This window comes from Streptomyces sp. SPB074 (assembly GCF_000154905.1).
Lineage (GTDB): Bacteria > Actinomycetota > Actinomycetes > Streptomycetales > Streptomycetaceae > Streptomyces.
Genome location: NZ_GG770539.1, coordinates 830,597 through 842,581, shown reverse-complemented (window position 1 = coordinate 842,581; position 11,985 = coordinate 830,597). Strand labels below are relative to the sequence as shown.

At 69.8% G+C, this 11,985-nt stretch carries 10 protein-coding genes; 6 read left to right on the top strand and 4 right to left on the bottom strand.

Annotated features, from left to right (window positions below):
• Window positions 1-91 precede the first annotated feature (91 nt).
• Window positions 92-253, bottom strand: a complete 162-nt coding sequence (locus SSBG_RS33045) for a hypothetical protein (RefSeq protein WP_008744836.1) — start codon at window positions 251-253, stop codon at window positions 92-94.
• A 43-nt stretch (window positions 254-296) separates the two neighbouring features.
• Here SSBG_RS33045 and SSBG_RS03435 point away from each other — a divergent pair.
• A protein-coding gene (locus tag SSBG_RS03435) for an IS3 family transposase (RefSeq protein ID WP_086023026.1) occupies window positions 297-1,507 on the top strand; the annotation gives its coding sequence in 2 pieces (ribosomal slippage) (window positions 297-588 and window positions 588-1,507; 1,212 coding nt in all).
• Window positions 1,508-1,513: 6 nt separating this feature from the next.
• On the opposite strand, the gene SSBG_RS03430 is transcribed toward SSBG_RS03435, so the two are convergent.
• Entirely contained in the window at window positions 1,514-2,338 is an 825-nt protein-coding gene (locus SSBG_RS03430; RefSeq protein WP_008744835.1) for a transposase family protein, read from the bottom strand.
• A 102-nt stretch (window positions 2,339-2,440) separates the two neighbouring features.
• A complete protein-coding gene (locus SSBG_RS03425; protein WP_008744834.1) occupies window positions 2,441-3,376 on the bottom strand; it encodes a transposase family protein in 936 nt (311 codons plus the stop codon).
• Window positions 3,377-4,165: 789 nt separating this feature from the next.
• Here SSBG_RS03425 and SSBG_RS03420 point away from each other — a divergent pair.
• The 4 genes from SSBG_RS03420 to SSBG_RS03405 all read left to right on the top strand — a co-directional run bounded on the left by SSBG_RS03420 (window position 4,166) and on the right by SSBG_RS03405 (window position 7,727).
• On the top strand, window positions 4,166-4,909 hold the full coding sequence (locus tag SSBG_RS03420; RefSeq protein ID WP_037868844.1) for an amino acid ABC transporter ATP-binding protein: 744 nt from the start codon (window positions 4,166-4,168) through the stop codon (window positions 4,907-4,909).
• Between the two features lie 342 nt (window positions 4,910-5,251).
• Complete coding sequence (locus SSBG_RS03415) at window positions 5,252-6,127, top strand: glutamate ABC transporter substrate-binding protein (RefSeq protein WP_008744832.1); 876 nt, start codon at window positions 5,252-5,254, stop codon at window positions 6,125-6,127.
• Between the two features lie 62 nt (window positions 6,128-6,189).
• A complete protein-coding gene (locus SSBG_RS03410; protein WP_008744831.1) occupies window positions 6,190-6,834 on the top strand; it encodes an amino acid ABC transporter permease in 645 nt (214 codons plus the stop codon).
• On the top strand, window positions 6,831-7,727 hold the full coding sequence (locus tag SSBG_RS03405; RefSeq protein ID WP_008744830.1) for an amino acid ABC transporter permease: 897 nt from the start codon (window positions 6,831-6,833) through the stop codon (window positions 7,725-7,727). The genes SSBG_RS03410 and SSBG_RS03405 overlap by 4 nt, the downstream gene beginning before the upstream one ends.
• 49 nt (window positions 7,728-7,776) lie before the next feature.
• Here the strand turns inward: SSBG_RS03405 and SSBG_RS03400 are convergent, their stop codons facing one another.
• Window positions 7,777-9,369, bottom strand: a complete 1,593-nt coding sequence (locus SSBG_RS03400; RefSeq protein WP_008744829.1) for an alpha/beta fold hydrolase — start codon at window positions 9,367-9,369, stop codon at window positions 7,777-7,779.
• Window positions 9,370-10,099: 730 nt separating this feature from the next.
• On the opposite strand from SSBG_RS03400, the gene SSBG_RS03395 reads away from it, so the two are divergent.
• Entirely contained in the window at window positions 10,100-11,959 is a 1,860-nt protein-coding gene (locus tag SSBG_RS03395; protein ID WP_106429297.1) for a glycosyl hydrolase family 28-related protein, read from the top strand.
• Window positions 11,960-11,985: the final 26 nt, after the last annotated feature.

Sequence of the window (11,985 nt, the reverse complement as noted above, 5' to 3'; positions counted from 1 at the left end):
GGCACGACACCTCACCCGCTATCACGCACCAACTCGTAACGAACTGGTGCGTGATTGCGGTTGAGGCGTGTTTGCCTGATCAGGGGCGTGGTTACGCGTTGGCGGTTCGGTCGGAGACGAGGCCGGCGATGGCCCGGTAGGTGTCGGGCAGGGCCTCTCGCCGGTGCGTCCAGCGGGTCAGCTGTTTCCAGCGTTTGTGGTCGGCAAGCGCGTGCTCGACGGTGATGGGGCCCTGACCCTGGAGTTTGGACACCGGAGAGACTTGGATCTTGATGGTCCAGGAGAACGGAGTCCCTGTGGGGATGAAGCATTACCCCGCCGAGTTCAAGGCGGACGCGGTCGCGTTGTACCGGTCGCGTCCGGGAGCGACGATCAAGTCGGTCGCCGCCGATCTCGGAGTGAACACCGAGACGCTGCGGAACTGGATCCGGGCCGCCGACGGACGCCGCGCCGGTGCCCATTCCGCCCCCGCAACGGCACCGCAGCCTGCCGGTGACCCGGTTCAGGCGGAGCTGGCCGCCGCGCGCAAGAGGATCCGCGAGCTGGAGGAAGAACGCGACATCCTCCGCAAGGCGGCCCGGTATTTCGCGACGGAGACGCGCTGGTGAACCGCTGCCAGTTCGTTGAGGATCACCAGCGCCGATACGGCGTGAAGCGGCTCTGCGACATTCTCGGGATCGCCCGCTCGAGTTTCTATTACTGGCGTCGCACCGCCCCGGCTCGCATGGCCCGTCAGGCCGCTGACGACCGGCTCGCGGCCCGGATACGCAAGGCCCACAAGGAGTCCGACGGCACCTACGGAGTCCCGAGGATCACTGCCGAGCTCCGCGACGAGGGCGGCCAGGCGGTCAACCACAAGCGCGTTGCCAGGATCATGCGGACCATCGGCCTCGAAGGGGTCCGTCTGCGGCGCCGGCACCGCACCACCATCGCCGACCCGGCCACCGCGAAGGCCCCGGACCTGATCGGCCGCGACTTCACCGCGAAGGAGATCAACACCAAGTACGTCGGTGACATCACCTACTTGAGCGTCGGCGGCGGACGGTTCTGCTATCTCGCGACAGTGATCGACCTGTGCTCGCGCCGCCTGGCAGGCTGGGCGATCGCCGACCACATGCGCACCGAGCTCGTCATCGACGCCCTCGCCGCCGCGGAACGGACCCGCGGCAGTCTGAACGGGGCGATCATGCACACCGATCACGGAGCCCAGTACACCAGCGGGGCCTTCGCGGACGCCTGCCGCCGGGCCGGTGTCCTGCAGAGCATGAGCGCCGTCGGGTCCAGCGCGGACAACGCCGCCGCCGAATCGTTCAACGCCAGCTTTAAAAGGGAGACGTTGAAGGGCCGAAAGGGCTGGTCAAGCGAGCGCGAGGCACGACTCGACGCCTTCCACTGGCTGTCCCGCTACAACACCCGACGCCGTCATTCCCGGCTCGGCCAGCGAGCCCCGATCACCTACGAGATCACCGTCCACCCAACCTCAACTACCCTGGCCCGAGCCGCATAGACGTGTTCAAACTCCAGGGTCAAGGCCCATGCGCTTCGATGAGTGTCGGTGCCGGGCCTCTTCTCTGGCGGCGTGCACGTTCGGCAAAGCGATCTTGTTTGGTTTTCTGGGCGGTGTGATCGCCTGGCCGGGGTGATCACGCCGGAGACCGAGGTAGCCGTCGTCCAGAAGCACTTCCACGTCCGGGAAGTGCTGGAAACAGGTTCCGATACCTTCGTTGCGTGTGGCGGTCGCATCGTGCATCCGGCCTGGCCGCAGGGCGTCGGTCCAGAGAGTGCGGCCCTGATGGTCGGCAACGACAGTGGCCTTCATCGTGTTCTGCTTCTTCTTGCCCGAGACGAACGCCCGGCGTCCGCCGCGGCCGGCCGCGGGCCGGCGGACCTGGATCTCGGTGGCATCCAGCCGCAGCTCGATGCCCTCGGCCTGGGCGTAGGCGAACACATCCGCCAGGGTCCGAAGCCGCAGGCCAGGACGGTCAGGGACCGCGCATCCGCGTTCGGCCAGGAGCCCGCGCATCTCTCCGACCGCGCGGGTAACGGTGGAACGGTCGACACCGGACAACAGGGCCAGGACGGAGTGCGGGAGATCGTGCCGCAGGTGAATCAGCGTGACGACCAGCCGGTCGACGAACACCAGCCGATGCCGGGCACCGGCCCCCGCCTCACGTTTCCTGGCCCCGCCGCGAGCCTCGTGACGACGCCCCTCAATCATGGCCTGCCACGGGCCAGCCAACTCCTCGACCAGGCAAGCCAGATGCTGCCGGGAGACACCGGTGAACAGCTGATGCGCGAGAACGTTCCGGTCGACCGTGATCACCACGGACTGGATCATCCCACCCTCGCGCGATCCCTCCCCAACCGCAATCACGCACCAGCTCGTAACGAACTGGTGCGTGATTGCGGTTGAGGCGTGTTTGCCTGATCAGGGGCGTGGTTACGCGTTGGCGGTTCGGTCGGAGACGAGGCCGGCGATGGCCCGGTAGGTGTCGGGCAGGGCCTCTCGCCGGTGCGTCCAGCGGGTCGGCTGTTTCCAGCGTTTGTGGTCGGCAAGCGCGTGCTCGACGGTGATGCGCTTCGATGAGTGTCGGTGCCGGGCCTCTTCTCTGGCGGCGTGCACGTTCGGCAAAGCGATCTTGTTTGGTTTTCTGGGCGGTGTGATCGCCTGGCCGGGGTGATCACGCCGGAGACCGAGGTAGCCGTCGTCCAGAAGCACTTCCACGTCCGGGAAGTGCTGGAAACAGGTTCCGATACCTTCGTTGCGTGTGGCGGTCGCATCGTGCATCCGGCCTGGCCGCAGGGCGTCGGTCCAGAGAGTGCGGCCCTGATGGTCGGCAACGACAGTGGCCTTCATCGTGTTCTGCTTCTTCTTGCCCGAGACGAACGCCCGGCGTCCGCCGCGGCCGGCCGCGGGCCGGCGGACCTGGATCTCGGTGGCATCCAGCCGCAGCTCGATGCCCTCGGCCTGGGCGTAGGCGAACACATCCGCCAGGGTCCGAAGCCGCAGGCCAGGACGGTCAGGGACCGCGCATCCGCGTTCGGCCAGGAGCCCGCGCATCTCTCCGACCGCGCGGGTAACGGTGGAACGGTCGACACCGGACAACAGGGCCAGGACGGAGTGCGGGAGATCGTGCCGCAGGTGAATCAGCGTGACGACCAGCCGGTCGACGAACACCAGCCGATGCCGGGCACCGGCCCCCGCCTCACGTTTCCTGGCCCCGCCGCGAGCCTCGTGACGACGCCCCTCAATCATGGCCTGCCACGGGCCAGCCAACTCCTCGACCAGGCAAGCCAGATGCTGCCGGGAGACACCGGTGAACAGCTGATGCGCGAGAACGTTCCGGTCGACCGTGATCACCACGGACTGGATCATCCCACCCTCGCGCGATCCCTCCCCAACCGCAATCACGCACCAGCTCGTAAGGGCTCCTCAAGGCTGACATTCGTCGCGGTCTCCTGCGATGGCCTCTTGCGGGGCGGGCACCCTTTGGCAGTCGCTTCGGGATCAGGCGCCCATGGTGGTTCCTCCTGGGCGGCTCTCACGGCCCGGCACCCTTCGCCGTCAGCCGTCAGCCGTCAGCCGTCAGCCGTCAGCCGTCAGCCGTCAGCCGTCAGCCGTCAGCCGTCAGCCGTCAGCCGTCAGCCGTCAGCCGTCAGCCGTCAGCCGTCAGCCGTCAGCCGTCAGCCGTCAGCCGTCAGCCGTCAGCCGTCAGCCGTCAGCCGTCAGGGCGAGCCCTTCGGCTGTGTGCGAGGGCAGTCTCAGGACACCCGCTGGGATCAGCCCCCTGGTCTGCCTTCGCGAGCAGCATCAGGGCAGCCCCCACCCTCCCTGGGGGGCGACCCCAACACCAGTCTTTCGCACCCCGCCACCCCTCACCCGCCATCCCGCCGCATCTGTGGACAACTCCCTGAAATTCTTTCCCGGCTCACTCGTTGAGGTGAGCCGTTTTCGTGACTGTTTTCCGGCCCGCCCTCGAAGGGGTGAAGTCCCGGGCGCCTCAAAGGCCCTGGGGGCCTTCCCCCCCCGATCGCGAGGGGATATCCACAGGCATGGTCGCAAATACGGTTAATGCCCGCATGTGCGTGTCGCCGGTCAAGCCCCGTAGCCGGGTGGGTAGTTTGCCCGGACCGATACCGCTACGGATGGGCTGGTCTCTTGCCGATGGCCGTCGAGCCACTGATCGAACTGCGTGACATCAACAAGTACTACGGGCAGTTGCACGTACTTCAAGACGTCTCGCTCACCGTGCGTCGCGGGGAGGTGGTGGTCGTGATCGGGCCCTCCGGGTCCGGCAAGTCCACCCTCTGCCGCACGGTCAACCGGCTGGAGACCGTCCAGTCCGGCTCCATCCTGCTCGACGGGGAGCCGCTGCCCGACGAGGGGCGCGGCCTCGCCCGGCTGCGGACCGAGGTCGGCATGGTCTTCCAGTCGTTCAACCTCTTCGCGCACAAGACCGTCCTCCAGAACGTCTCGCTCGCTCAGGTCAAGGTCCGCCGCCGCAAGCGCGAGGAGGCCGACCTGCGTTCGCGCGAACTCCTCGACCGCGTCGGGCTCGCCGCGCAGGCCGACAAGTACCCCGCCCAGCTCTCCGGCGGCCAGCAGCAGCGCGTCGCGATCGCGCGGGCCCTCGCGATGGACCCGAAGGCCCTGCTCTTCGACGAGCCGACCTCCGCGCTCGACCCCGAGATGATCAACGAGGTCCTCGACGTCATGAAACAACTCGCCGAATCAGGCATGACGATGGTCGTCGTCACGCACGAGATGGGCTTCGCCCGCTCCGCCGCCGATCGCGTCGTCTTCATGGACGGTGGCCGCATCGTGGAGGACCGCACGCCCGAGGAGTTCTTCACCGCCCCGGAGAGCGAGCGCGCCAAGGACTTCCTCTCCAAGATCCTCAAGCACTGAGCGGAGAGGAGCCCTACTGTGACCACCACCCCGGACCCCGGCCACCCCAGCGACGAGCCGCGCCGGCCGAGCAAGCCCCTCCGCGGGAACGAGTCCCGCCGCAGCGACGAGTTCCGCCGCGGGAACGAGTCCCCCCAGCCGCGCGGGCACCACTGCACGGACGAGCCCAGCCACGCGAACGAGCCCAGCCACCTGAGCCGGCGCCCCCACCCGAGCCAGTCCGGCCACCCCAGCGAGCCGCACCATGGCCCCCGCCCCGCCAACCCCCGCAAGCCCCACCGACACCCCCACCCCCCTGCCCGCCGCCGCCCCCGCTCCCGCCCCGCCGCGCTCCTCCTCGCGCTGGTCCTCTGTCTCCTCGCCGGCGCCTGCGGCAAGGAGGGCAGTCCGCCCGCGAAGGGGCCCAGTGCCGCCGAGCTGCCGCGCTACCGGGTGGACTCCGGTTTCCGGCTGCCCGCGTCGGCGACGTGGCGCAAGGCCAAGGCGCGTGGGCGGCTCGTCGTCGGCGCCAAGGAGGACCAGCCGTACCTGGGAGAGAAGGACCCGGCGAGCGGCAGGTACACCGGCTTCGACATCGAGATCGCGAAGATGGTCGCCGCCGGGCTCGGTTTTCCCGCGAACCGGATCAGCTTCCGCACCATCGCCTCCGCCAACCGCGAGACCTCGCTCCAGAACGGCCAGATCGACTACTACGTCGGCACGTACACGATCAACGACAACCGCAAGAAGCTCGTCGGCTTCGCGGGCCCGTACTACCTGGCCGGTCAGGGCCTGCTCGAGCGCAAGGACGAGGACGGCATCAAGGGCCCGGCCGACCTCGACGGCAAGCGCGTGTGCTCGGCGGCCGGATCGACCCCGTACCAGCGCATCCAGCACGACTACCCGAAGGCCGACCTCGTCTCGTACGACACGTACTCCATCTGTGTCGACAACCTGCTCACGTACCAGGTCGACGCCGTCACGACCGACGACTCGATCCTCCTCGGATACGCGGCGAAGGTGCCCGAGGAGCTGAAGGTGGTCGGCAAGCCCTTCTCCGAGGAGCCGTACGGCATCGGTGTGCCCCGGGAGGACAACGCCCTGCGCCTCGCGATCGACGGCATCCTCGCCTCCGGGGAGCGCGACGGCACCTGGAAGAAGGCGTACGACGCGACGCTCGGCCTCTCCGGAGTCCCCGCGCCGAAGCCACCACCGATCGACCGCTACCCGGCCTCCTGAACCAGGCGCCTGCCCCAGCACCCGGCGCGGCGCACCCTGCGGAAAACACCCCCGGACCGCCCATGGACGTACTGACCCAGAACTTCTCCACCTACGGGAAGGGTTTCCTCGGCACGCTCGAACTCACCGTCTACGCCTCGCTGCTCGCCCTCGTCCTCGGCTTCGTCATGGCCTCCTTCCGGGTCGCCCCGGTCGGCAGCCTGCGCGTCTTCGGCACGGCATGGGTGACGGTGCTGCGCAACACCCCGCTCACGCTGCTCTTCTTCGCCGTGCTGCTCGGACTGCCGCGCTTCGGGCTCGTCCTGCCCTTCCAGCTCTTCGCGGTGCTCGCGCTCGGCTGCTACACCTCGGCGTTCATCTGCGAAGCACTCCGCTCGGGCATCAACACCGTGCCCAAGGGGCAAGGGGAGGCGGCCCGTTCGCTCGGCATGAGCTTCGGCCAGACACTGACGGCGGTGATCCTGCCGCAGGCGTTCCGCTCCGTGATCCCGCCCGTGGGCTCGCAGTTGATCGCCCTCGCGAAGAACTCGGCGATCGCCGGCGCCTTCAGCGTCACCGAACTGCTCGGCACGTACAAGACACTCAACGAACTCGGCTTCGACATCGTGTGGGTCTTCGTCTGGATCGCCGTCGGCTATCTCCTCCTGACCCTCGCCATCAGCGCCCTGTTCAACTACCTCGAACACCGCTGGGGGGTGTCGCGATGAAGTCCGTCCTCTCGCTCCACGGCGACCGCGGGGCCAGCGCCCTCTACGACATCCCGGGGCCGCGCACCCGCCGCAGGCACGCGCTGTACGGCGTGGCCGCGACCGCGGTGATCCTCGCCCTCCTCGGCTGGCTCCTCTACCTGCTCTTCGACACCGACCAGTTCACGGCGGCCAAATGGACCCCCTTCGAGTACGTCGGCATCCAGGAGCTACTGCTGCGCGGGCTCGGCAACACGCTGAAAGCCTTCGCGATCTCGGCGGTGCTCGCCCTCGCGCTCGGCACCCTGCTCGCGGTGGGACGCCTGTCCGAGCACCGCCCCGTGCGCTGGCCCGCGACCGCGCTGGTGGAGTTCTTCCGGGCGATGCCGGTCCTCGTGATGATCTTTTTCGTCTTCATCGCGCTGAAGGTTCAGCCCCTGCCCGCCCTCGTCACCGGGCTCACGCTCTACAACGGCTCGGTGCTCGCCGAGGTGTTCCGCTCGGGGATCGCGTCCGTCGACCGCGGCCAGCGGGAGGCGGCGTACGCGCTCGGGATGCGCAAGACGCAGGTCATGGCGTACATCCTGATCCCGCAGGCGGTCCGCGCCATGCTGCCCTCGATCATCAGCCAGCTGGTCGTGGCGCTCAAGGACACCTCGCTCGGATACCTGATCACGTATGAGGAGTTCCTCCATGCCGGGAAACTGATCGCGTCCAACCTCGACTACGACCTGCCGTTCATCCCTGTGGTGATGGTCATCGCGCCCCTCTACATCGGGATGTGCATGGTGCTGTCCTGGCTGGCGCACTTGCTCGCGCGGCGGGAGCGGCGCGATCCCAAGGCCGACGCGGCCACGACACCGGAGCCGGGCCCCGGCGCCCCGCTCCAGAACACCGCGCCCCCCGCCCACTGAGGACGGGGGACGCAGAGGGTGGTGTGACCCGTCCGGCGGCAGCCGGGGATCACTGTTCGCGCAGCGGTACCGACAGATACGAGGGGTCGGCCGCCGGCGAGGAGAAGGTCAGCTGCGCGCCGGTCGGGTTGTGCTCGATGTAGAGCGGATCGACCGTGTCCACGACCAGGGCGAGCTTGTGGCCCGCCGGAACGTCGTACGCCGTCGCGTACAGGTTCAGATCGACGGCGAAGGACCGCCCCGGAGTGCGGTCGTGGAAGGTGTACGGGGCGTGGGTGACGAGTTTGCCGACGCCCAGCGGGCCCACGTCGTAGAGGTACGCGACGAAGGTGCCGTCCGCCTTGGTCGGTGTCACGGTGGTGTGCAGCCGCGTCGTGCCCCGGACGTGGCGCTCGCTCCCGTACGCCGGGGACTGCCACACGCCCGTCCAGGCGCGCGGCAGGAGCGGCACCGAGACGGCCGGAGGCAGCTTGACGAGCTGGTCGAGCGCGTTGGAGAGGAGGGCGATACCGCCGTCGGCACCCGAGTCGAGGTTGGTCGCGATGCGCTGACTGCCGCCGAGATCCACCTTCGTGGCGCCGCCTCCGACGTCCTGCCAGCTCGCGTACTCCTCGTAACCGCCGCCCGAGCGCGAGGAGATGCGCACGGGCGCCTCGTCCCCCACCCCGTTGTCCTCGCCCTTGAGGTAGTGGTCGAGCCAGCGGCGGGTGTCGGTCCAGGTATCGTTCGGCAGCCCGAGCAGGCCCGTCGCCTCCGCCGTCGCGTGGTCGCCCGGCCGGAACTCCAGGCGCTTGGGGCCCGTGAGCTTCGAGAAGAAGTCGGCGTACTGGTTGGGCGGGAAGAAGGAGTCGCCCCACGCGTTGCCGAGGAAGACGGCCGGCTTGTTGCGGTTGATGCCGTCGAGGTACGTCGAGGGGGAGCGGACCTTCCCCCAGGCGATCATCTCGTCCTCCTTGGCCAGGTTCGAGCCGAGGAAGTCCTTCAGGATCTGCTGGAACTCGGCGCTCGGTCGCCCGGTGAGGAAACCGAGACCGCCGAGGAGCGCGCCCGCCATCGCGTGCTGGGTGCGCCCGCTGTAGATCGAGTCGATCAGGTCGCCCCAGCCGCTCAGCGCGGCGACCGCCTTGATCCGCGGGTCGTGCCCCGCCGCGAGGAGGCTGATCCCCGCCCCGTACGAGACGCCGGCCATGCCGATGTGCTCCGCGTCGGCCGGGGTGTGGGCGAGGGCCCAGTCGATGACCGCCGAGGCGTCCGCGACGTCCTTCGGGCCGCCGACCTCGATCTCGCCGCCCGACTGGAGGAAGCCGCGCGAGTTGTACGTGACGACGACGTACCCCGACTCGGCGAACTTCTTCGCCTGCGCGAGGTATTCGATCTGCGGCACGGACCAGCTCGTCGGCAGCACGACGAGCGGGTAGGCGCGGCTCGTGTCGGCCGGGGCGACGACGTTGCCCTTGAGGACGGTGCCGCCGTCGCCGGGGATGTCGGTGAAGCGGACGGTCGGCGCGGTGGCCGCGGCGGTGGCCGTGGCGGCGGGTGAGCCGGTCGCGGGGGCCGCGACGGCTCCGGCCGCGGCGGGCCCGGTGAGCAGGAGGGCCGCCGCGAGGACGGCGAGCGTGGGGGAGGAGCGGGGGGCGCGCATGGGTCACCTCTCGGGAAGGGTGAGCGACGCGGTGAGGACCGCTAAGTGACCCGACGGTAACCGGGGCGGCTTACTGGAGGTAACCGGTCGGTATGTTACGCGCGGGTAACGATTGGGCGAGGTGGGCACCGGGCCTTCGTACACGAGAGACGCGGACTGGCCCCGCAGGGAAGCGCGGGGCGGCTCGATCCCCGGCGCGGCGCGGCGCGGCGGAGCGGGGTGAGGCGAGGCGCCCGGCTCCGCCCAGCGTCCGCCCGGCTCCGCCCAGCGCGGCGAGGCTCAGCCCGGCACCGCCCGGCCTTCCCCCGCAACGCCCGGCCTTCCCTCGCACCGCCCCGCACCGCGAGGCGCGCCCCGCGCGGCGGACGGGACGTCCGGACCGCTCAAGGACTTTTCTGCAACAGGCGGAAAGCGGACCGCTCGACGGCAGGCTGACGCCTTTCCCTCGGTGTGGGCGCGGGCCGGGCTCCGCTCCCGCTTGTCCTGGTGCGGCGCGCTCGTGGGACGCCTGTCCGGCCTTTCACCGGCGGAAAATCGGGCTTTCGGCGTTTCGCGCAACTGTCCTGCGCGCCCGGGAAGTCGGCGTACCGGACTCCTTGACCAAGTCGATCGACTGGACTTCCATGACCGCCGAGGCGCCCCGAAAGCACGTCACCCTCCCCGAAGGCGAGCGAGAGGCCGAGGTATGCAGGAACGCGGAAGGCGAAAGCTCTCTCTCCGGGCGACCGGCATGGTGGTACTGGGTGCGGGCCTCTGCGCCCTGCTGCCCCCGGCGGCCGGCGCGGCGGCGCCCCCTGGCCCCGGCACCGGATCGGCCGCGGCACACGCCGCCGGACGGACCGCGGCACACGCCGCCACCGGACCGGCAACCACGCGAACCGACACCGCGCGAACCGCCGCGCACGCCGGGGCCCGTACGCCCTTCACGACCATCGAGGCGGAGTCCGGGAAGCTCGGCGGCGACGCGCGGGTGCACGCCCTCAAGCCCGGTGACCCGCCCCCCACCAAGGCGACCCCGGAGGCCGAGGCGTCCGGCTACGCCTACGCCCGCCTCGATCGCACCGGTCAGTCCGTGTCGCTCGTCAACCGGACCGGCAAGCCGGCCAACACCCTGGTCGTCCGGGCCTCCATCCCCGACGCCCCGGACGGCGGCGGCATCGACGCCTCGCTGAGCCTGTACGTCAACGGCAAGTACCGGCAGTCCCTCACGATCAGCTCGAAGCAGGCGTGGAACTACCGGGGCGCCACCACCAACGCCGACGACCCCCACGCGGGCGGAATGCCCTACCGCTTCTACAACGAGTTCCCCGTGTGGGTGAAGGGCGCTCCCCTCGCGCCGGGCAGCACCCTCACGTTCAAGAAGGGCGCCGCCGATAAAGCGGCCTTCTACGACGTGGACTCCGTGGACCTGGAACACGTCGGCGCTCCGCGCGCCCGGCCGCGCGGAGCGCTCTCCGTCGTCGCGCGAGGCGCGGACCCGCACTTCCGGAAGGACTCGACCCTCGCCATCCAGAAGACGGTCGACGCGGCGCGCGCCTCGGGCCGGCCGGTCTGGATTCCGCCGGGCCGCTACCTGACCAACAGTTTCGCGGGCGCCGAGCCGCTCGACTTCTCGGGCGTGACGGTGCGCGGCGCCGGCATGTGGTACACGACGATCTACCGGCGGCCCCCGCTGCCCGCCACGCAACGCACCAAGATCCTCGTCGGCTCGCACACCCGGCTCAGCGACATCCAGATCGACTCCAACGCGATCTACCGGGACATCGCCGGGCCCGGCGGCGCCGACTACGGCATCAACGCGAGCGGCGCGGACGGCTGGCTCGTCGAACGGATCTGGAACCGCCACACCGACGCCAACTGGCTCTCGGGGACCGGCGGTCTGCTCCGCGACAGCCGCTCCTCGGACTCCTACGGGGACGGCTTCAACATCAACAACGGCGGCGTCCCGCACCCGGACCGGCGCGGCGACGACATCACCGTAGAGAACAGCTTCGCGCGCAACAGCGGCGACGACGGCTTCGCCGTCTACTCGGACTCCGGCGCCGACGGCGACAACCCCGTACTGAGCGGCGCCCGGATGCTCCACAACACCGCCATCGCGCCGTGGTGGGCCAACGGGATGCGCATCGCCGGCGGCCGGGACATCCAGTGCCGGGACAACCTCGTACGCGGCTCCGCCTCCAACGACGCGCTGGTCATCGGCGTGTTCGGCGACTCGGGCCACCCCCTGGAGTCCGCCACCGTGAGCGGCAACGTCCTGATCGGCGGCCGCGGGTGGAACGGCGACCGGCACGGCGTGGAGATCCAGTCGCCCGGCCCGACGTCCCGCTTCCCCGACGCGTACACGAACGTCACCCTCACCGACAACATGATCAAGGGCTCACTGCGGGCCGGGCTGATCATCACCAAGAGCCGCTCGCACGTGCGCCTGCACGGCAACACCATCGACGGCCCGGCGGGCCCCGGCATCCTCATCGCCCCCGGCGCCACCGGGACCGGCTCCTTCTCCCGGAACGCGATCGTGCACCTGCGGCCCGGTCAGCCGGCGCTCCGCGACGAGGCCGAGGACACCTTCACCCTGACCGGGTGAGAGGGAGGAAGCACGGAAGGCGGCGG